Consider the following 21779-nt stretch of genomic DNA (forward strand, 5'->3'; position numbering starts at 1 on the left):
CCAAGGGTTTGAGTCCCTTGGTATTTTTTGTTCATTGTATGATGATGTAAACTTCTTGCTTATTTAGCGCTGTCGTTCCAGTTTTTCTCTATAAATGTATTCACAGGCTGTAAGTTGGTTTTGTTTGCAATTTCAATGACAGCGGGAACCACGGAAGGGTCTGTTTTGGAGAAGTTAGGAATCCGCGGATCTAACCGGAAAAAGCGATCTCCCAGCAGATTCGCGCTGACCATGGATTCATAGTAGCCATTTCCGCCGGAGATCATCTGAAGAAATGGCAGTAAAGGTTCATTAGGCGACCTGTCCAAAAGGACTCCCCAATTTGGAGGAAGGTTCTTCAGATTTTCGGGACGTATGTTATCCGCACTTACCATTCCCCATCCCCTCGTATCTCTTCTTAACCGAGTAGGGGCTTCACCTGTACCGATGGATAGCGCCGCAATTTGATCCAATGGCACGTTGGCTTTACCAACCGCAAACGCGATACTGGCTGTACTGGGGTTCGTTGCCACTACATATCCGTCCACGTAGTTTTGATAGGCGCGCTGTGTCGCGGGAGCACCGCTGCTCCGCAGTATGACATCACTCACTTTCTCATTTAAATAGGGAGAGCCGGGAAAGTTGTGAAATAATACGGGCGTCCAACGATCCAGTGCCGGGGAGTATAATTTGAATGAAGGGACAACAATTCGTTTTCTTACATCTTTAAGACGAAGGCCTGGCGGGAAAAAGTTTCGTACCGCTTTAATAAAACCGGAATATGGTAATTGCTGATTGAAAACAGGTCCGCCCGGCCGGGAAGTGCTGAATGCGGGCAGGATTTCATCCTCAAAATACTGAAGTGTTTCCTTCGGAGATCTTCCGCTTGCTAATGCCAGGGCAGTAAATGAACCGATTGAATTTCCCGCAAATACATGGGTTCGGCTTATTAATGCCGGATTTTCTTCAGCCAGTCTGTTCAATAGTTGTAAACTTAAAGCACCTAATGTACCGCCCCCGTCAAAGGTCATGATCCGATATTTTGCCAAAGCTGATTTCTCCTTTCTGATGCAAACTATCATTCAGTATATGTTCAGCCAGAGTCTATTGTATGGATGAATGAATATCTTCTTATCTTAAAAATGGTTTGATTATCAATCCAGCGAGTCGGGAAAGGATATGTTTTTTATTTGAAGAGGTTTTTTCCGTGAAGAAGGAGAATTATTATTTAAAAATAAAAGGGGGAAAATACTTGAATACAATTGACCTTATTGTTTTACATTTTGAAGAGGTAAGACGGCGAAGCATCAAGTTATGGACAGCTGTACCTGAGGAAAAAATGGACTGGCGCCCGGATTCCGAAGCAATGTCGTGCAAGGAAATGATAAGACATGTATTAGAAGCGGAATTTCTTTATCATCACATTTTACTAAAACAAATGAATGAGTCTTCAGAGGAATCCGAAAACCCGTATGAATCAAAAACGTTTACCACAGTAACCGAAGAATTAGAATTCGCAAAACCGTATCGGGCCGAGTTTTTGTCATTCATCAAATCGTTAAACGAAACAGATTTAACAAATATAAAGATTGACAGGTCTGATGTTGGATATATTCGCGAACTGGGAGACATGTTATTAAGAATCGCTTACCATGAGTCTGTACATACCGGTCAGCTTTTAGACTACCTCAGAACTGCTGAGGTTGACAGGCCTTTAATTTGGGACTAGTTAAATGATTGAGTTTTACACGGGAAGGGGAAATAACGGAAGCCTTAACTTCACCCAAAGTTAAGGCTTTTTATAAATTGTTAAAACAAACATGTTGCCGTTGTTTTAATGATCTGTTCCCCAAACCGCTTTCCGATAATTTTCCGGATCAGTATCACCTTCTGTATTAATGATTAACACATTAGATGACTGATCTAATTCTAATTTCTTCTTTATCTGTTCCATTGAAGTATTTCTACTTAACTCATGCAGCAAACCTAATGGTACGGAACCTGACTCACCAGAAATAATCTTTGGATCCGAATCAATAGGATTACCCAATATTCTCATCCCCAATGCGCTTATCTTGTCATTACAGGAAAAGAAATAATCACTGCTTGTTCTCAAAATGTTCCAACCGAATGGGTTGGGTTCGCCGCAGGCAAGCCCAGCCATCATTGTAGAAAGATCACCGTATACTCGGACAGGTGATCCAGAGGCGCTTTGGGCTGACCGGTACAGACAATTTGCGCTTTCGGGTTCAACTATGGAGATTTTGGGCTTATTCCCGCTTTTTACATTTAATAGGGAAGCTGCCATTGAAGCAGCGAAAGATCCCACTCCAGCCTGAAGGATAACATGACTGATTGTATTGAAGAAATCTTCATTTTGTTTGTATATTTCTGCAATAATTGTTGTATATCCTTGCATGATAGAGAGAGGAATTTGCTGGTATCCTTCCCAAGCCGTATCCTGAACTAAAATCCAATGATGTTTCTCAGATAAATCTGCCGCCATTTGAACAGTGTCATCATAATTTAAATCTGTAATGTACGCATCAGCACCTAAATGTTTAATGGCTTCCAATCTCGCGGGAGAAGAACCTTTCGGCATATATACCTTTGCTTTCTGTCCAAAAAGAGAAGCCGCCCATGCCAGTCCCTTTCCGTGATTACCGTCGGTAGCTGTAGCAAATGTAGCAGAAGGAGCGCTTTTTACAAGTTCAACCAATTCGTTAAAATGAATGGAATTAAGGTCGATTTTAAGTTTTTCACAATAGTAAGAAGCAATCGCATATGAAGCACCCAAGCTTTTAAAAGCATTAAGGCTAAACCGTTTAGATTCATCTTTGACATAAAGACTGTTTATGCCGAGATATTGTGCGAGACCTCTTAACGAGTGAAGCGGTGTTGCTTGATACCCGGGAATGCCGGAATGAAAATGAAGCGCTTTTTTTGTTTCCTCTGCAGAGAAATAGGAAGATTCCTGAGGTAACGTATCAGATCTGAAATGATTCGAAACCCAATCAATATTCGCAAACAAATTTCTTCACCCTTCCAATATGTGATATATCACATTATACATGGATCGGAATGTAAAGCAACTCTTCTTTTTCGCAAACGATATACTGAAATGTGGTATATTACATGTAAAATGATGTTTTAAAGAGGTGGAAACGTGACAATGAACCAACAGCACCAATTAAAACGAACATTTATGAAAGTTGAAGCTTATCAGTTTCTGAGAGAGTGGATTATAACAGGTAAGCTTGAGCCGGGAGAAAGACTGAGAAATCAAGATCTATCTGAGACACTCGGAATCAGCCGCACGCCGGTCCGGGAGGCGCTGCTTCAGCTTGAAAATGAAGGTCTTGTCATAACGAAAGCCAATCGGTGGACAGTGGTAGCACCTATTGACCTGGAAAATGCGAAAGAGGTTTACTCGGTCGTTTGGTCTCTCGAGTGTCTCGCTTTTGAACAGGCACTTTCAAGATTTACGCAAGATCATATAGACGAGATGGAAAAATTAAATAAGCAAATGAATGCAATAATGGAGATGGATGATAAGGTAAAAGCGCTGGAATTGGATAATGCCTTTCATCAAAAGATCATTGAAGTCTCAAATAATACTGAACTGCAGAAATTACTGCAAGGACAAAAAACGAAAATACAGAGAATTGAAATTCGGTATTTCAGTCAAAATCACGCAATGAATGCATCCTGCAGTGAACACTATCAAATATTAGACGCAATGAGGAATAAAGATCTTAAACAAGGACTGAATGCCATAAGGAGTAATTGGGAAAACAGTCTGACTCGAATCATTTTAAACAGCCAATTAAAAGCCTGACAACTCGTCAGGCTTTTTTGTATGAATTTTTCATTTGACTAATATGAGATATGTGATATATTACTCTTAACTGAAAGCAATTCAGTTTTTTGTGAAGAATATTTTGAATCTTATATCAATAAGGAGAAGGTGATTATTATGTTAAAAGCAGTTTTCACAGAAAAAGCACCAAAAGCGATCGGACCTTATTCTCAAGGCATTAAAGTACAAGATTTTTTATTTTTATCAGGACAGCTTCCTGTTAATCCAAACACGGATGAAGTTCCGGCTGATATTAGGGAACAAACGATTCAAGTTTTAAAAAATATTGAATCCATTCTGAAATCAGAGGATTTAAAAATTGAAAATATAGTGAAAACGACTATTTTTCTTAAAAATTTAGGTGATTTTCAAGCTGTTAACGAGGAATATGGTAAATATCTTGGAGACCATCGTCCTGCGAGATCCACAATTGAAGTAAGCCGGTTGCCTAAAGATGTACAGATTGAAATTGAAGTCATCGCGTATTCCGGATAAATATATACGAGTGAAAAGCTGCCCGACTTCATGGTAATTCGTGATATTCCAGAGCATCACATTCTTTTTTCGGGAGGATAAATATGTCTATAGAACAGGATGTGGATGTGCGGTGCCGGAGTTCTTCATCGAATAATGCCTCTTATGAAGATCCCGCTAAATGGTGCAGGCAAAATACAATTTGGGTCTTAGGCCTGTTTGGCACAGCAATAGGCGCGGGCGTGCTTTTTTTGCCAATTAATGCGGGAATAGGGGGCATTCTGCCTCTGATGATCATCACTGTTCTGGCTTTTCCGATTACGTACTTTTCTCACAGAGCTTTGGCCAGATTTGTTTTATCAGCAGGTTCTGCAACAGACGGGATTTTAGCGGTGACAGGAGAATACTTTGGAGCGAAAGCAAGAAGAGTATTCACTGTCATTTATTTTCTTGCGATTTACAGCATCCTGTTAATGTATTCAGTTGCCATTACAAATACAGCTCAAAGCTTTATTGTGAATCAAATGAACATGTCAGAGCCGCCAAGGGGTTTAACTGCCGGATTTCTGATAGCAGGATTACTGTTTATCGTGCGTTTTGGTCAGGATGCGGTCATGAAGACTATGAGTTTGTTAGTTTATCCATTTATAGGTTCGTTATGTTTGATGGGGATCTATCTGATACCTAAATGGAATACAGCCATTTTGGATGTCACACACTTATCATTATCCGGATCAGGACAAGGGATGTTCATGACGGTATGGATGACATTCCCTGTCCTGGTGCTTTCATTTAATCATTATTCAATGATTTCACCATTCGTTGTAGCTCAAAGGCAGTGTTATGGAGACAAATTTGCTGATGATAAATGTGCTCAAATACAAAAATACAGTTATATATTGATGATACTTACTGTTTTATTTTTTGTATACAGCTGTGTATTCAGTTTGTCGCCGGCAGATCTTGCTATGGCAAAGAAACAAAACATCTCAATTCTCACTTATCTCGCCAACCATTTTCATTCAGTGTTTATTGCTTGTCTTTCCCCGATTATCGCATTTGTCGCAATTACGAAATCCTTTTTAGGACATTATATAGGAGCCTATGAGGCCATGCGGGATATCAATGTTGAGGTTTTTCCATCAAGAAATAATAAGAAAAAAACAGATTTTATCATTCTGTTTTTTATGTTTGTCACTTGCTGGCTAATAGCTTATATCAACCCAAGTATTCTAGGCATCATTGAAAGCATCAGCGGACCGATAGGGGCTGTTATTCTATTGCTGCTCCCTATGTATGCCATTCGTAAGCTTCCAGTATTAAAAATGTATCGAAATAAAATCAGTAATGTTTTTGTTACGATTATTGGTGTCATCACTGTTTCGGCAATTATTTTTACTTTATTTTAATTATTTTTGTAAACGCTTTCTATTTAATGATTATATTGGAGTGGTCTTTATGAATGATATCACAATGAAAGATCAATTAATAAAATGGAGACATGACCTCCATATGATACCTGAAACAGCTTTTGAAGAACACATGACCTCAGCGTATATTGCTGAAGAATTAAAAAAAATGGGAGTAAGCGTTTGTTCGGGTCTGGGCGGAACAGGTATAGTCGCCACCTTAAAAGCGGGAGAAGGATCAAAGGTTATAGGAATCAGAGCGGAACTGGACGCATTACACTTCACTGAAGCAGCAGATCATTCGTATGTGTCTAAAAATAAAGGGAAAATGCATGCCTGCGGTCATGACGGACATATGGCAATCCTTCTTGGGACAGCTAAAATATTGAGTGAAAGACAACATTTTAACGGCACCGTGTGTTTTATTTTTCAACCGGCGGAAGAACCGGGCAAGGGTGCGAGGGCTATGATTGAGGATGGACTTTTTGAACAATTTCCGCTCGATGAAATTTACGGATTGCATAATATGCCTGGATTGCCGGCGGGTACTTTTGCAACCCGCCCCGGGGGAATTATGGCCGGTGAAGATAACTTTGTCATCCGGATTAAAGGAAAAGGCGCTCATGCAGCCCGCCCTCATATGAGTATTGATCCATTGGTCATAGCGTCGCAAATTATTCTCGCCTTACAGACTATTGTGTCCAGAAATTTAGATCCAAGCGTTCCTGCCGTTATATCCTGTACGGAAATCGTAACAGACGGGGTGAGGAATGCGATTCCGACTTATGTGGAAATCAAAGGTGATACGCGGAGTTATTCTCCTTACATCCGACGTTTTCTCGAAGAAAAAATGAGGACTATCAGTACTGGGATTTGTGAGATGCATGGTGCGGAGTGTCAGTTTGAGTATACACATGAATTTGCTCCAACGACGAATTGGGAAGAATATGTCGGGTTTACTGTTGAAGCTGCTGCCAAAACAGCCGGAAAAGAGAATGTCACTTCTAACATAAATCAGATGATGATTTCAGAAGATTTCTCGGCTTTTTTAGAGAAGGTTCCCGGTGTATTTGTTTTTCTTGGCAATGGGGATGAGCATGATCAAAAGGGCCATATTCCATTACACAGCCCGTCATATGATTTTAATGATGACATTCTTTTAACCGGTGCAGCGTATTTTGCGGAATTAGTTAAAATTCGCTTATCCTAAAACACATGAAACAAAGAAAAACAGCAATTACTGAATCAGTCAGTGCTGTCTTTCTTTGTTTTTTTGTTTTTTATAAGCCAGCGGCGTCATCTTCATGGCATGTCTGAACCTGCTGATGAAATAACTTGTGCTGTTAAAACCAACTTGATAAGAAATGTCTGTCACACTCGCATCTCTTTGCTGCAATAAATATAAGCTTTTTTGAATTCTGTAATCTATAACGTAGTGTAACGGAGAACATTTTAAAAAGCGCTTGAAATAGCGGCAGCACTCAGAACGGCTTAGCTGCCCGGCTTTCGCAATATCCTCCAATGTGATTTTTTCAGCATAATGCTGATGGATCCAGCTCAGCATATTCTTCATCCTTTGGTTCTTCAACCATTCTGTTTCGATACATTCAAGGTGGAAGCAATTGGCGATTAAGTGTTTCCAAACAGACGTAAGTTTCATCGTGATATCTATTTCATAAAAGGGTGATTTTTGCTCGATGCATTTGTGGATCTCTAATACAGCATTCAGAATATTTTTTTCTAAAGGGTCGTCTGCGTGGATATATAAGTAAGGGACATTCGTTGCGTGAATCAAAGGTTTTACATAGGTCGTGTAGAGTTCCTGTGATAAAACGAAATGCGGGGAGACATTTAAACAGATATAAAGACAATCTGAACTGCCATGCTCCTTTGTCATATGCAGGCAGCCGCTGTTAATAAACAGCCCGTCGCCTTGACGGACAACCACCCATTCCTCATTTACTTGGAACAGCGCTTCTCCTTTTATTATAAGCACGAATTGAATTTCATCATGCCAATGAAGGGGAATATATCCGTGCAAATGGTTCTTAATGGTTTTTTCATAGCAAGCAACCGGCATAACAATTGTATGGTGTTTCGTCAAATCTTGCAGACTGTCATCCATCAGAAAGTTTTGCGTTTGCATGTTAAACACCTCAATATACTTATATTTTTAAATCCAATATTGGTATTAAGATGATGAATTCTTATATATCATAACATTATTGTTATATCAATGAAGCGATTGACTCAGTACAGGGAGGAATGCAAAATGGCATCTGAACATGTGAACCTTTACATTAATTCTGAACGTTTACTCAGCCGTCTTAAGGAGCTTGGTGAAATCGGACGTGACCGCAATGACAGACTCACAAGGTTAGCTGCTTCCGATGAAGATAAGGCGGGACGGGACTTATTGGTAACATGGATGGAAGAAGCAGGCTTAGAGGTTATGATTGATAAAATCGGAAATATTTTCGGGGTATGGTACGGTTCTGATCAGAATAATGATGCGCCCATTATGATCGGCTCTCATATCGACACGGTCATCAACGCGGGTATTTACGATGGATGTTACGGGGTTATTTCGGGACTTGAAGTCATAAACGCTTTAAAGGAGTCCGGCTTCAAACCGGAGCGTCCGATTGTCATGGCGGCTTTTACCAATGAGGAAGGTGTGCGATATACTCCAGATATGATGGGATCACTCGTATTCGCCGGAGGACTTTCTTTAGAAAAGGCGCTTCAGACCCGCGGTACGGATGGGACGAAACTGGGTGAAGAACTTAAACGTATAGGATATGAGGGAACAGAAAAGCCCGGCTTTTTATCACCGCACGCCTTTATTGAGCTTCATGTTGAGCAGGGGCCGATTTTAGACAAAACAGGCATTCCGGTCGGTGCCGTTGAGAATTTGCAAGGGATTTCCTGGCAGTGTATAACGGTTCAAGGCGTTTCAAATCATGCCGGGACAACTCCGACTGATATGCGTCAGGATGCCGGGCATGCAGCCGCACAAATCATAACGTATTTGCGCAAACGTGCCAATATGTCTAACGGCCAAACTGTCGCCACGGTCGGAACAATCAGTTTTGAGCCAAATGCTATCAATGTCATTCCATCATTGGCAGCACTTACAGTTGATTTGCGAGATCCGGACGAAAAGAGACTTCAAGAAGAAGAATCAGCACTGGCCGATTACCTGAAAGATTTGGAAGAGGCTGAAAACGTATCTATCACATCTGAACAATTAGTCCGTTTCAATCCCGTTGTATTTGATAAAAACATTGTTGCATTAATTGAGCGGGCTGCAAATAAACGGGGACTGGAGTCAAAACGGATGACATCCGGTGCCGGGCACGATGCACAAATGATGGCCCGCATCTGTCCGACGGCTATGATTTTCGTTCCAAGTATAGAGGGGATCAGCCATAATCCTGAAGAATACACGAAAGATCATGACTTGGCTGCAGGTGTCAATGTATTATTAGATGTCGTTAGTGATCTTTCTTCTAACTAAGGAAACGGGAACATCAAGGAATACAAATCGAGATAAAGAGTGAAGATAGAGAGTGTCGTACAGAAAAGCTCTTCTCATCATTGATATCTCTGATGAAAGTTCAATTTTTCCCGGCGTATCAATCATGCCAAAGGTTTAACCGCCTTTGGCTTTTTTTATGTCAACTTTTGCGTCTGTTAAAATTGTTTTATAAACGGTGTGATCATATAATTGAATGAAAAAGGATGCATATCATGCCGATCAATTCTTTTGAAAACTATCCGATGAGCTGGAAGCCGGCGATTGATAAAACGGAAAAACCCATTTATAAAGCGATTGCAGAGAAATTAGAACAGGATATATTACAAGAAGTTTTATTACCCGGAACCAAACTGCCTCCTCAGAGAGAACTGGCTGATTTTTTGGATTTAAATGTAAGCACCATTTCAAAGGCTTTTAAAGTCTGCGAGTTAAAGGGTCTGCTGAGTGCCTCTGTCGGGAGCGGGACATTTGTTGCTTATGATGCGTTATCGAATGCGTATCTGCTGGAGGATACAAAGCCGAAGCATCTGATTGAAATGGGGGCGACGCTTCTGGATCAGGCTTCTTATGAGCCGCTGCTGCTCCAGCTGAAAAGTATGCTGCAAGAGGAAGGTTATGAAAAGTGGTTTGGCTATGGCCGGACGGGTGAAAGTCTTTGGCAGAAAGATGCGGCTGTTAAGCTGATTCGAAGAGGCGGATTTGAAACGTCCGTTGATCACATTTTATTTGCAAACGGCGGGCAAAATGCGATTGCCGCGGCATTGGCGAGTCTTTGTAAACCGGGAGACCGCATTGGAGTTGATCACCATACATACCCAGGCTTGAAAACGGCCGCTTCAATGCTGAGTGTGCAAATTGTGCCGATCAAATCAGAGAACAATGAAATGAGCCCTGTCTCATTTGAGTACGCGTGTAAAAATGAAAATATTAAAGGCATCTACCTCATCCCGGATTATCATAATCCGACAGCGTCCTTTATGTCTGTTGAGAATCGAAAAATGATCGCGAAAATTGCAAAAAAATATAACCAATTCATTATTGAAGATGCCTCGTACCATCTTCTTGGCAAGAATCCGCTTCCGGCCATCGCATCATTTGCACCGGAACAGGTCATTCACATTGCCGGTTTATCAAAATCACTGGCACCAGGGTTAAGGATGGCGTATGTCGCCGTCCCGAGTCAATATAAGGAGCCGATTTCAAAGGCGCTTTACAATTTAAATATAACCGTTTCCCCGCTGTTAGCAGAACTCACTGCACGCACGATCGTATCGAATCAATTTGAAATCTTAATTGACAGTCATCGTGAACAGACTATTCGCAGAAACAAAATGGTCGATCAATATTTAAACGGCTATACGTGTGCAGGTGCTGAGACGGGAATCTTTCGATGGTTACTGTTACCCGGAAATATGACAGGTGCTGCATTTGAAAAATCAGCCGCACAGCATGGAGTGCAAGTATACGCGGCTGAACGTTTTGTCGTCGGGAACAGTTGTCCGGAAAGGGCTGTAAGGGTGTCTGTCTGTGCACCGAAAACGCTTGGGGAGCTTGAGCAGGGACTGCTGATTCTTAAACGCCTGCTGGATGAGCATATCTAATATTGTCCGCCATACAATTACTATATTGTATGGTTTTTTTGTGCGTGTTATGATAATCCAAATCTGTTGGAGGTTATAGAAAGGCAGGTCGGATTATGCTTCACAAAGACAGTGCAAAAGGGTCAGATACTCAATCGGCATTATTGGAGCAATTCATAGGTTCTCCTGATAAACAAAAAAGATTATATAAGCGTACTTTGTTTGTCGTCAGTCTTTCACAAATTTTCGGCGGCGCAGGGTTGGCGGCCGGAGTGACTGTCGGTGCGCTTATTGCACAGCAAATGCTTGGTACAGATGCGTTTGCCGGTGTGCCCTCTGCTTTATTTACCTTAGGATCAGCAGGCGCCGCGTTATTTGTGGGGAGGCTTTCTCAGCGTTACGGCCGCCGGACAGGTCTTTCAGCCGGATTTATGATTGGCGGACTGGGAGCGATAGGAGTCATCATTGCGGCTATTTTAAATAGTGTGTTTCTGCTGTTTGCTTCTTTGATTATTTATGGTGCGGGAACAGCGACAAATCTGCAGGCCCGTTATGCGGGTACGGACTTGGCAAATCATAAACAGCGGGCGACTGCTGTCAGTATGACTATGGTTTTTACCACATTCGGTGCCGTTGCAGGCCCGAATTTAGTGAATGTAATGGGGAACTTCGCTCGCTCCATTGGTGTTCCGTCACTGGCGGGTCCATTCATTTTAGCGGCGGCAGCATATATGTTGGCAGGTGTTACTCTTTTCATCATGCTACGTCCTGACCCTTTAGTCATAGCAAGAACAATAGAAATTGCCGGCCAAACACCTGATGATAGAGGACAAGTGACCGCTGACGAACACACAGAGAACAAAAAAGGTATTATTGCGGGTGCGGCGGTTATGATTCTTACTCAAATTGTAATGACTGCTATTATGACAATGACACCGGTCCATATGAGACATCACGGCCATGGCTTAGGAGCGGTAGGTCTTGTTATCGGTTTTCATATAGGCGCCATGTATCTCCCTTCTTTGGTGACAGGTGTGCTTGCGGATAAATTAGGCCGTACTGTAATGGCTGTATCTTCCGGAATGACGCTGCTTTTGGCAGGGCTCATATCAGCATTTGCACCGGGAGATTCTATGATTCTTATGGTCATTGCTCTTTCTTTGCTCGGGTTAGGATGGAATTTTGGTTTGATAAGCGGAACGGCACTGATTGTTGATTCAACTGAAACGTCAACACGGGCTAAAACCCAAGGTACTGTGGATGTTTTGATTGCGTTGTCCGGAGCCGCCGGCGGAGCATTGTCCGGAATGGTCGTAGCAGGTGCCGGTTACCTGACATTATCACTTGGCGGAGGGATATTATCGTTATTATTAATTCCGGTGGTGATATGGTCGCTTGGAAGTAAGGGATAGTATCTTATGTTTAAAAGCAGTGCGAGGCTCCCGTGGTTGAAAAACCCATGAAGCGTAAGTCCTCCCGGCTGCATCTCAATGATACCAAGGGTTAGCTGTTATATCCCTTTATATTCTTTATAGTAAATATATGGAAAATAAATAAGCGGTTAAGAAATATTTTTAGTAAAGGAGAGTCATGTGGAAGAAGTTAAAGTTGTATACGCATTGATTAGAAATGAGTTCAATCAGATAGTAATGGCAGATAATCATGAGGGGCATTGGTCACTTCCAGGCGGAAAAGTTGAGCTTAATGAAAATCTAATAGAAGCAGCTGTACGTGAGGTATATGAAGAAACAGGGCTGGAAGTTGAAATTGGGAATATACTAGCTGTTAATGAAGTGAAATTTATAAAGAGAAATCATCACGCCATATATTTTTTACATTTGAAGCAAAAGTTACAGGAGGGAAAGAAGGGATTCAAAATGCTCAAGAAATATTGAAAATAGAATGGGTTGATATTGAACAGGCAAGTCAACGATTGCCTTATTACACCGAAGGGATTAAAAAGCTTATGAAAGGAAATGCGCTGTATAACAATCAGGGAACAATATACTGATAATCCCGTACTTTGATTAATGGTTGTGGAGGGTGAAGGGGTAAGGTACTCGTTCTTCAAGGAAAAAACAAAATAGTAATAATGATTTTTACTTGAACGACACTTAAGAATGATTTAAGGTTAAATATTGAAAAATTTTGTTGATATTATAATACATTGTTTGGAAATGTAATCATTTTATAAGGAGTTTTCTAATTGCGTTGGAGTAAATGGTTCAATATTTTTTGCATAGCAGCATTGGGATCAATATATGGCTATAAATTGTTTACTAACCAAGAAGTCAGTACGGCTCGTGTAATCATAGCTGCTGCAATTATCTTGTGGAACATTGTCGGACTTTTTAGCAAAGAACCAGTAAAACAAACACAGCAAGCAAACTAAAAGCCAAAAAATACTTTCCACTCGTTCAATAAAAAGGGTGCTGCAGCGTGCAGCATCCTTTTTATCATTTTCACAAAAAAACCAAGGGTTTAACCCCTTGGTTTTTTCGTAGTCTCCCTTTTTAAGCTGTTTATGATAATCGTCAAAATCATTCAAGTTTCATCAAGCATCCAGAATCTGTTGCAATGATAAATGAAAATTGCCCTAAAAATGTGCCGGTTCATCAAAATACCAGTCCAAGCTGCAGTTCTTTCTTTACATAGTATGTAGAGATTAAAAAATGAGAGAAGGAGTGGCGTAATGTATTATAACGAAGGTGAAGATCAACAGTACGTTCCGAAGAAAAAGCCATACAATGAAGCCTGTGACCTGGGTCATGATTTTGATATGGCGGACGACGCAGCAAGAGCGGAAGCGGCAAGAGAAGCAGAAGCGAGAGCCAGAGCGGAAGAAGCCATAGCAAGGGCGGAAGAAGCAAGAGCCAGAGCGGCAGAAGCAGCAAAAGCAGCAGCAGAAGCAAAGGTAGAAGCGGCAAAATTAGCAGCCAAAGCGAAATGTAAAAAACGTCATAAGAAAGAGAAAAAACATGATTGCAAACGTAAGCACAAGAAGAAAAAATAAGAGCTTTTCATCATGTAAAAGATAAGATTCAATGTGTATTGATTTTATCCGTACAGGGGTGCAAAAACGATAAAGAAAAAGATTCTTGTCGGGGGATCAAACAGAAAGATTGCTCAGCCGGTGTCTCAGCAGAACCACCCATGGCAGGGCAAACATAATGTTCTATGGACTTCCATAGTCAGGTCGGGATATCACGCCGATAAATGTAAGTGCCTATCATGATAAAAAGGCAGGAGAGACAAGAGTTTCGGTAGGTTGCCGCTCTTGTCTTTTTTTTGTTTTTATATCATCTTCGCGTATATGTATCTATTTTTAAGTTTGCAGAACATCTGTCTAAGAATTTGTCCAATTCCTGCATATACTGGTATCGGAATCAAATGCTTATTGGGAGTGAAATAGATGGGATCAGCACAGTTAACGGGACGTGTCATCTTCAAAGGGGACCCCGGCTATACACAGGCGGTTAAGAATTGGAACCCTTATGTTGATGTCTGTCCGCTTGTCTTTGTTTTTGCACAAAATTCATACGATGTAAGTAATGCTATTAAATGGGCTCGTGAGAAGAATGTGCCTTTACGTGTCAGAAGCGGCCGCCATGCTCTGGATAAAAATCTTTCCACGGTAAGTGATGGGATTGTTATTGATGTGAGTGACATGAATAACGTTTTCTTAGATGAAAAAAACGCGGTAGCAACCGTTCAAACCGGCATTCACGTCGGCCCGCTTGTAAAAGGTTTAGCTCGGGAAGGTTTTATGGCCCCGTTCGGAGACAGTCCAACCGTCGGAATCGGAGGAATCACGATGGGAGGCGGATTTGGAGTGCTTTCACGATCGATCGGCCTGATAAGTGATAACCTTCTCGCACTGAAAATGGTAGATGCCAAAGGCAGGATCATTCAAGCAAATCATTCCCGCAATGAAGATTTACTGTGGGCTTCCAGAGGCGGCGGGGGAGGCAATTTCGGATATAACACCCAATATACATTCAAAGTTCACCGTGCCCCTAAAACCGCAACCGTCTTTAATATCATTTGGCCGTGGGAACAGTTAGAAACGGTATTTAAAGCGTGGCAAAAATGGGCGCCGTTTACAGACGAACGATTAGGATGCTACCTTGAGATTTACAGCAAAGTAAATGGTTTGTGCCATGCGGAAGGATTGTTCCTCGGTTCAAAACCGGAGCTGGTTCAATTATTAAAACCTTTATTAAATGCCGGAACGCCGGCACAAACAGTAATCAAAACACTATACTACCCGGATTGTATAGATTTCTTAGATCCTGACGAACCGATTCCCGGCAGATCTGATCAGAGTGTTAAATTCTCCTCGGCGTGGGCGCTCAATCTTTGGCCGGAAGAACCTATTGCAGTAATGAGACAATTTTTAGAAAAAGCGACTGGGACAGAAACCAACTTCTTTTTTATCAATTGGGGCGGCGCGATAAGCAGAGTTCCAAGCAGTGAAACAGCCTTCTATTGGCGCCGTCCATTATTTTATACGGAATGGACGGCCAGTTGGGAAAATAAATCACAAGAAGCTTCGAATCTTGCATCAGTTGAAAGAGTGCGTCAGCTGATGAAACCATATGTAACAGGTTCATATGTGAATGTTCCGGATCAAAATATTGAAAATTTCGGAAAAGCATATTATGGCTCAAACTTTGCCAGGCTTCAAAGAATAAAGGCGAAATACGATCCCGAAAATGTATTCCGTTTTCCGCAAAGCATCCCGCCATCGTATAAATAGGTTGATCGTTGTGGGAAACAAAATAAAAAACACACCAGAACATTCAGGTGTGTTTTTATTGTTGCTGTAAAATTTGGTTATTCACTTGCATCCCAGTGCGAATTCCAAACGATTTCCCACAAGTGCCCGTCGGGGTCTTGGAAGTGAACGGCGTATCCGCCACAAAAAGTTCATGAGCGGGATCAGTTATCGTAACGTTTGATTCATGTGCGATGTTTTTGCGGTCCCAAAGGGCAAGTTTCAGTCCCGTTTGCAAGTCGTTCAAATCTGTACCGGCTGTTCCTTCTGTAGGCAGAGCCAAGCCATCCCGATAGAAGTGCAGCGATTTTTCTAAATTGTCTGCGCCTAAAGTAATTACTGTAATCCGCGGCTTCATAGCAATGCAACCTCCCAAGCTAAGCTAATGATAAGAAACATTTTCATTGAAAATATTTTGACATTTCAGTAAAGAACTTATATATTCTTATATGAGCACATAATCATATAAGGTTATTTTTGTGTCCGTGTTAGAATGCTTCATAGCAGAAAAGAAATAATAAATACAGTGTATTAGATAAGGAGGAGATTTTTATGGGTCACAATCACAATCACGCTGCCGGATCCAATAAGAAGGTTTTATTGATCTCTTTTATCATGATTACAGGTTATATGATAATAGAAGCGATAGGCGGATTTTTAACCAATAGTTTAGCGCTTTTGTCAGATGCAGGCCATATGCTGAGTGATTCAATCTCATTAATGGTGGCTCTGATTGCTTTTAAATTGGCCGAAAAAAAGGCAAGTCATCATAAGACATTCGGCTACAAACGATTTGAGATTCTTGCAGCTGTGATCAACGGTGTTGCATTAATATTGATTTCCCTTTATATCATTTATGAAGCAATCAAACGTTTCTCTCATCCGCCGGAGGTAGCAACAACCGGCATGCTGACGATTAGTATCATCGGGTTAGCTGTGAATATATTGGTCGCTTGGATTATGCTGAACGGCGGAGATACAAAGAATAACCTGAACATTAGAGGAGCTTACTTACATGTGATAAGTGACATGCTCGGATCTGTAGGTGCCATACTGGCTGCGATCCTTATCATCTTCTTCGGGTGGAGCTGGGCAGATCCAGCGGCCAGTGTCATTGTGGCTATTCTTGTGCTGAGAAGCGGTTACCATGTGACGAAAGACTCCATTCACGTATTAATGGAAGGAACTCCGGAAAATATCGATGTCACTGACATCATTCATACAATTGAAGAGACAGAAGGAATTCAAAGTATTCATGATTTGCACATATGGTCTATCACAAGCGGATTGAATGCTCTTTCCTGCCACGCTGTTGTTAACGATCAGCTGACCATTTCTGAAAGTGAAAGTATTTTACGCAAAATTGAACATGAACTTGGAGATAAAGGCATTACACATGTAACCATTCAAATGGAAACAGCTGCGCATAATCACGACAATACGATTCTTTGTCAGGCCCAAACTGAGAATCCGCGTGACCATCATCATCATTAAAGGAGGAGATAGGGACTCACTTTGTCTGCTGACAATTAAGATAAAACCGGAGGGGGGATTCATATGTACGACACGATAGTAATCGGAGCCGGTCAGGCAGGAATCTCAGTAGGATATTATCTAAAGAAGTCGGAACAAAAGTTTATCATTTTGGATAAAAGTCATGAAGTGGGGGAAAGCTGGAAAAACCGGTATGACTCATTGGTCTTATTTACTTCTCGAATGTACAGCTCTTTGCCGGGAATGCAGCTTGAAGGAGACAAGCATGGACTCCCTTCAAAAAATGAAATTGCTGCTTATCTGAAAAAATATGTTGAAAGATTTGAAATCCCGATCCAATTACGGACAGAAGTAATAAGTGTCCAAAAATTAAACAACTATTTCTTAATAAAAACAAACCGGGAAGAATATCAAACGAAGAATCTGGTGGTGGCCGCAGGCCCTTTTCATACCCCTAACATTCCATCAATATCAAAAGATGTAGCCGGTCATATTCGTCAATTACATTCTTCACAATATAAACATTCAAAACAACTGGAGCCTGGGAATGTACTGGTAGTCGGCGGCGGGAATAGCGGGGCTCAGATAGCTGTTGAATTATCCAAAGAAAGAGTTACATATTTGGCTTGCAGTAATAAACCGGTTTATTTTCCTTTATGGATTGGAAAAAGAAGCATTTTTTGGTGGTTTGATAAATTAGGAGTTTTACATGCAAGTCATACATCAATATTAGGCAAGTTCATTCAAAAGAAAGGCGACCCCATATTTGGGTATGAATTAAAACATGCAATAAGACAGAAGAAGATCATCTTAAAACAAAGAGTCATAGCCGGAAAGCAGAATGAAATCATTTTTAAAGACTCATCTTCAATAGAAGTAAACAATGTTATTTGGGCAACTGGTTTTAAGAATCCGCTTTGGTGGATGAAAATAGAAGGTGTTTTGGATAAGGAAGGCCGAATTATACATCACCGGGGTGTTTCAGCTGCGGAGGGATTGTACTTTATTGGTTTGCCTTGGCAGCATAGGCGAGGTTCGGCGCTGCTTCAAGGTGTAGGAAATGATGCTGAATACATTGTAAAACAAATGAACGGTGGATAGACTGAGGAGAGCAGTAACTTACGGGTTTACTGCTCTTTTTTGTGTTGAATACGTCCATTTATGTGACTGTGGCTGTTTTAATCGGCTTGTGGAACAGAAAACACAATATCTCTTGGTTGTCGGACTGGTGAGTGCATACCCCGGGCAGGTTTAAGTTTCTCGGCTGCAACAGTGTTACCAAGAGTTACAGGCCTTTGGTATTTTTTATGCAAACGGGTTTTGTGGCCAAAACGATTCTGCTAACTTCAGTCTTTTAGGCTGAACAAGGGAATTCCTTAGTGTGGCACACTCTCATTACAAAACGCATAGGATAATATCACAAAAATTTAAAATTGCGGGGATGAAAAATGTATTATATACCTTTTTCGCATCAATATTATTATTGTGTGAACGTACCGATGTATAGCGATGGAAGATCTGTTTATTGGACTGTTCCAAATAACTATGATCCTTCATACGAAGATAGAAACCTTCTCTTGAAAGATTATGGACCAAAACCATTTGTCGTGAATATCAATAAAGCCGCAAAACAAAACAATACGTTCCGTACGGCCCTATGGACAGGAAAGCATTTTCAAATTACTTTGATGAGTCTTGGCATTGGAGAAGATATCGGTTTGGAGATCCATCCTAACGTAGATCAATTCTTACGGATTGAGCAAGGCCGAGGGCTAGTTAAAATGGGCAAGAGTAAAGATCATTTAAGTTTCCGAAGAAATGTCTATGATGATTATGCCATTGTTGTCCCTGCCGGCACGTGGCACAATGTGATTAATACGGGTAATACGCCGTTAAAACTATATTCAATTTACGCTCCTCCCAACCATCCGTTTGGTACAGTTCATGTGACAAAGGCCGATGCAGCGGCTGCGGAAGATTAGTATAGGATTCCAGAGGACTTTGCTGCTGCAAAGACTATAAAAAAAATCGTATTGGGACAGCATGATCAAATATAGCGATTGAATGGCTGAAACACAAAATATTAACGTTTCAGCTTGTCATAGTGCAGTTGATGCGATGCTTTATTCCACAACTTTTCAACAGCAAATGTGGTTTTTTGTCTGACCATTTTAATTGATTGGCAGTCAGTGAACATGAATTTGTAATAAATTTATCCTTGCTCCTCCTACTAAGCGGCATTAACTGTCAAGTTTCTGTTTCTCTTCAAACCATTTGCGAAGCTGATTAATATGAGCTTGATGATATCTATTATGGTCTGCCATATGCCATATTCCCCATTGAATGGTTGCTTGTTTATCTGCTTCATAATCTACTGTGTGATTCAGCTGATCGTCAGTTAGCTGATAACAAACAGACTTAAACATGCTGAATACTTCTTCATAATCAGTGAGAATTTGTTTTAATGAAACACCGGAAATGAAAGGGATCTTATTGTTCTGATCTAACATTGGTCCATACTTCTCTTCAAGCTGCTTTGGTATCGGTTCACCCTTTATTCTAAATATCCAGTTGAGATCAACATATGCTAAGTGTCTTATTAGCTGAGCTGTACTATTGTATGTTTGATTTGGTCCTTTATAATCGATCTCTTGCTGTGACATGTCTGACACAATGGATATTAAGCGGCAGTAATTTTCATTAACGGCAGAATACAGCATTCCCACAAGATGATCCATGTGCGTTTCACCTTTTAAATCTAAAATCATAAAACCCCGCCTCATTAGTACAATTTTTATATTTAGTTTGCCTTATTACTCTTATTTGTCAAGCAATCCAAAGAATGAATCGCTATAGGATGAAGCAATGAAGCAGGCTCTCTTTGCCTGCTTTTTTTTGTGTGTCGGCCTTTACATCTGACATGTTGAATTATCTGAAACTGTACCTTTTTAAATGTCAGACAGTGTTATATGATACTCTGCAGATATTCAAGAATATGTACTTGGAGGACATTCTCATGCGAAATTTTAATGTTGCTATCCCTACGCCTTTTCATGAAGATGAAAGTTTATATTTAGAAGGATTTGATGCTATTGTCGAACATTTGAAAAACAGCGGTATTAATTCGTTACTCATATGCGGCACGACTGGTGAACAGCATTCACTCAGCATAGATGAGCGCCTTCAGATCATTGAGTATGTTAATCAGCGAAAATTTGAAGATGTTGAACTGATGTTCGGGGTTTCAGCCGTAAGAACCAGTGATGCCGTCAAACTGATGAAACACATTGAGAAAACCAATATTGATTCTGTATTGATTGGTTTTCCTCCTTATATAAGACCGACACAGCAGCAAGCCGTTTATTACGTTGACGAACTTCTCAGTCATACCTCTAAAGAGGCTGTGCTTTATAATAACCCCGGCCGGACCGGTTTTAATCTGAGTGAGAAAGCGCTTAAAGACTTAATAAGCCGGCATCCCGGGATAAGGGGGCTGAAAGAAGGAGGAGACGTTCTGCGTCATAAACAAACAGAGTTCCCTGATCACTTTATTTTGTTTGCGGCAGGGGACGTTGAATTTCCGAAGATGCTGAGTAACGGGTGTAACGGCCTGTCAAGCATGGCCGGAAATGTCTATCCTGAAGAAATCAGAGAAAGCTTCAGCATCTTATCAGAAAATAAACCGATCAATCTGGATCGAATAAACGATCTGATTGATGAAGTGACAAATCATCATACTGTCATGAATATAAAAAATCACTATAAGAAGATTGGGATTCCAGCAGGCAGCTGCCGGTCACCTATGATATCAAGTTAAGTGAAGTGTATTTTTGATCATAGGCATAATCAAAAGGAATGTATTCCGGCGGTGATACGGCTTCACGGAAGAAAATGACACGCTTTATTATGATTCATTCATCAATTGACTTCATATTATTTCATTTGATAACATAAATTGGTTATTGTCATTAAAAAAGGATACCCGTTTTTATAAGAAGGAGTCATAACGTTGCTGAAAAGGTTTTTTCTTGTTTTTCTTACGCTGATGATGTCTATATTTGCTGTATTCGCGGCGGCTGAAGAGTCTCCCGGCGATCGTGTCATTTCTTTTGACGAGCCTATGATTTTATTGATCTCACTCGGAATCATTTTATGTTTGTTCATTCCGCCATTCGTCATGTCCTTTTTTAGCAGCTTGGTTGTGAGAATCATATCCGGAGTCTATCAATGTTTTATCGTTCTCACGTTTGCGGGCCTCATTCCGATTGGATTTCTGATTCCCCATGGCTTTTTGACAATTCTTGCTGCCGTTCTGGGGACTTTGGTCAGTTCAGCGAGTGTGGCCGTGACCTTATTCGTTGGCAGGAAAAAAGAGGCCGGAAGGTTTTAAAACTAGTGGGTAAGCTGCAATATTGAAGAGGAATCCCAGTGATATCCGCAGCGCTTTTTGCCGGTCATTGTTTGACTATTTATATGGAATAGCATAGAATTAAAGTAAATATTTATAAAAAGTCACTAGGGGAGCTTTAATAGCTGAGAAGAGACAATACGTCCTGACCCTTTGAACCTGATTTGGTTAATACCAGCGTAGGGAAGTGAAAAATTAGAGAGATTCTTTATCTTATCTATATTTAAGCCACTTTCCATAGAGGAAAGTGGCTTTATT

21 protein-coding genes, 1 pseudogene and 1 riboswitch are annotated in these 21779 nt (G+C 40.8%); of the genes and pseudogenes, 17 read left to right on the forward strand and 5 right to left on the reverse strand.

Annotated features, from left to right (window positions below):
- Window positions 1–59: 59 nt before the first annotated feature.
- Window positions 60–1028, reverse strand: a complete 969-nt coding sequence (cotR, locus tag ACWJJS_RS16990) for a sporulation hydrolase CotR (protein WP_278071598.1) — start codon at window positions 1026–1028, stop codon at window positions 60–62.
- Between the two features lie 203 nt (window positions 1029–1231).
- On the opposite strand from cotR, the gene ACWJJS_RS16995 reads away from it, so the two are divergent.
- Window positions 1232–1708, forward strand: a complete 477-nt coding sequence (locus tag ACWJJS_RS16995) for a DinB family protein (protein WP_070082684.1) — start codon at window positions 1232–1234, stop codon at window positions 1706–1708.
- Window positions 1709–1813: 105 nt separating this feature from the next.
- Here the strand turns inward: ACWJJS_RS16995 and ACWJJS_RS17000 are convergent, their stop codons facing one another.
- A complete protein-coding gene (locus tag ACWJJS_RS17000) occupies window positions 1814–3010 on the reverse strand; it encodes a diaminopropionate ammonia-lyase (protein WP_102422367.1) in 1197 nt (398 codons plus the stop codon).
- Window positions 3011–3151: 141 nt separating this feature from the next.
- Here ACWJJS_RS17000 and ACWJJS_RS17005 point away from each other — a divergent pair, with 141 nt between their 5' ends.
- The 4 genes from ACWJJS_RS17005 (at window position 3152) to ACWJJS_RS17020 (ending at window position 6931) form a co-directional block, all read left to right on the forward strand.
- Window positions 3152–3817, forward strand: coding sequence for a GntR family transcriptional regulator (locus ACWJJS_RS17005; RefSeq protein ID WP_003156122.1), 666 nt, complete (start codon window positions 3152–3154; stop codon window positions 3815–3817).
- Window positions 3818–3955: 138 nt separating this feature from the next.
- Window positions 3956–4333 (forward strand): RidA family protein, encoded by a 378-nt coding sequence (locus ACWJJS_RS17010; protein WP_003156121.1) that lies wholly within the window; start codon window positions 3956–3958, stop codon window positions 4331–4333.
- A gap of 77 nt (window positions 4334–4410) precedes the next feature.
- Entirely contained in the window at window positions 4411–5721 is a 1311-nt protein-coding gene (locus ACWJJS_RS17015) for a septum formation initiator (RefSeq protein ID WP_454023751.1), read from the forward strand.
- Between the two features lie 49 nt (window positions 5722–5770).
- On the forward strand, window positions 5771–6931 hold the full coding sequence (locus ACWJJS_RS17020) for a M20 aminoacylase family protein (protein ID WP_454023726.1): 1161 nt from the start codon (window positions 5771–5773) through the stop codon (window positions 6929–6931).
- 39 nt (window positions 6932–6970) lie between these two features.
- Here ACWJJS_RS17020 and ACWJJS_RS17025 read toward each other — a convergent pair whose 3' ends face one another.
- Complete coding sequence (locus ACWJJS_RS17025; RefSeq protein ID WP_003156118.1) at window positions 6971–7867, reverse strand: AraC family transcriptional regulator; 897 nt, start codon at window positions 7865–7867, stop codon at window positions 6971–6973.
- Between the two features lie 126 nt (window positions 7868–7993).
- On the opposite strand from ACWJJS_RS17025, the gene ACWJJS_RS17030 reads away from it, so the two are divergent.
- From ACWJJS_RS17030 to ACWJJS_RS17060, 7 genes are all read left to right on the forward strand, one after another.
- On the forward strand, window positions 7994–9241 hold the full coding sequence (locus ACWJJS_RS17030) for an allantoate amidohydrolase (RefSeq protein ID WP_454023727.1): 1248 nt from the start codon (window positions 7994–7996) through the stop codon (window positions 9239–9241).
- 233 nt (window positions 9242–9474) lie between these two features.
- Window positions 9475–10863 carry an aminotransferase-like domain-containing protein gene (locus tag ACWJJS_RS17035; RefSeq protein WP_454023728.1) on the forward strand — a complete coding sequence of 463 codons (1389 nt, stop codon included), beginning with the start codon at window positions 9475–9477 and terminating at the stop codon, window positions 10861–10863.
- 92 nt (window positions 10864–10955) lie between these two features.
- Window positions 10956–12254 (forward strand): MFS transporter, encoded by a 1299-nt coding sequence (locus ACWJJS_RS17040; protein WP_102422369.1) that lies wholly within the window; start codon window positions 10956–10958, stop codon window positions 12252–12254.
- Window positions 12255–12434: 180 nt separating this feature from the next.
- Complete coding sequence (locus ACWJJS_RS17045) at window positions 12435–12737, forward strand: NUDIX hydrolase (RefSeq protein ID WP_454023729.1); 303 nt, start codon at window positions 12435–12437, stop codon at window positions 12735–12737.
- Between the two features lie 311 nt (window positions 12738–13048).
- Window positions 13049–13234: a hypothetical protein gene (locus tag ACWJJS_RS17050; RefSeq protein WP_015388652.1), complete on the forward strand. Its 186-nt coding sequence runs from the start codon at window positions 13049–13051 to the stop codon at window positions 13232–13234.
- A gap of 300 nt (window positions 13235–13534) precedes the next feature.
- Window positions 13535–13855: a hypothetical protein gene (locus ACWJJS_RS17055; protein WP_070081414.1), complete on the forward strand. Its 321-nt coding sequence runs from the start codon at window positions 13535–13537 to the stop codon at window positions 13853–13855.
- Window positions 13856–14254: 399 nt separating this feature from the next.
- Window positions 14255–15601 carry an FAD-binding oxidoreductase gene (locus ACWJJS_RS17060; RefSeq protein WP_077721848.1) on the forward strand — a complete coding sequence of 449 codons (1347 nt, stop codon included), beginning with the start codon at window positions 14255–14257 and terminating at the stop codon, window positions 15599–15601.
- A gap of 77 nt (window positions 15602–15678) precedes the next feature.
- Here ACWJJS_RS17060 and ACWJJS_RS17065 read toward each other — a convergent pair.
- A pseudogene (locus ACWJJS_RS17065) lies at window positions 15679–15977 on the reverse strand (VOC family protein).
- 194 nt (window positions 15978–16171) lie between these two features.
- On the opposite strand from ACWJJS_RS17065, the gene ACWJJS_RS17070 reads away from it, so the two are divergent.
- The 3 genes from ACWJJS_RS17070 (at window position 16172) to ACWJJS_RS17080 (ending at window position 19095) form a co-directional block, all read left to right on the forward strand.
- Complete coding sequence (locus ACWJJS_RS17070; RefSeq protein WP_167859911.1) at window positions 16172–17113, forward strand: cation diffusion facilitator family transporter; 942 nt, start codon at window positions 16172–16174, stop codon at window positions 17111–17113.
- Between the two features lie 63 nt (window positions 17114–17176).
- On the forward strand, window positions 17177–18214 hold the full coding sequence (locus ACWJJS_RS17075; RefSeq protein ID WP_454023730.1) for a flavin-containing monooxygenase: 1038 nt from the start codon (window positions 17177–17179) through the stop codon (window positions 18212–18214).
- Between the two features lie 347 nt (window positions 18215–18561).
- Complete coding sequence (locus ACWJJS_RS17080) at window positions 18562–19095, forward strand: cupin domain-containing protein (protein WP_102422373.1); 534 nt, start codon at window positions 18562–18564, stop codon at window positions 19093–19095.
- Window positions 19096–19353: 258 nt separating this feature from the next.
- On the opposite strand, the gene ACWJJS_RS17085 is transcribed toward ACWJJS_RS17080, so the two are convergent.
- Window positions 19354–19881 (reverse strand): DinB family protein, encoded by a 528-nt coding sequence (locus tag ACWJJS_RS17085; protein WP_454023731.1) that lies wholly within the window; start codon window positions 19879–19881, stop codon window positions 19354–19356.
- A 248-nt stretch (window positions 19882–20129) separates the two neighbouring features.
- Here ACWJJS_RS17085 and ACWJJS_RS17090 point away from each other — a divergent pair, with 248 nt between their 5' ends.
- Together ACWJJS_RS17090 and ACWJJS_RS17095 are read left to right on the forward strand one after the other, a co-directional pair.
- Window positions 20130–20930: a dihydrodipicolinate synthase family protein gene (locus ACWJJS_RS17090; protein WP_369614655.1), complete on the forward strand. Its 801-nt coding sequence runs from the start codon at window positions 20130–20132 to the stop codon at window positions 20928–20930.
- A gap of 192 nt (window positions 20931–21122) precedes the next feature.
- Window positions 21123–21503, forward strand: coding sequence for a hypothetical protein (locus tag ACWJJS_RS17095; protein WP_014417010.1), 381 nt, complete (start codon window positions 21123–21125; stop codon window positions 21501–21503).
- Between the two features lie 117 nt (window positions 21504–21620).
- A riboswitch (TPP riboswitch) is annotated at window positions 21621–21724 on the forward strand.
- Window positions 21725–21779: the final 55 nt, after the last annotated feature.

The organism is Bacillus sp. JK106 (assembly GCF_053663355.1).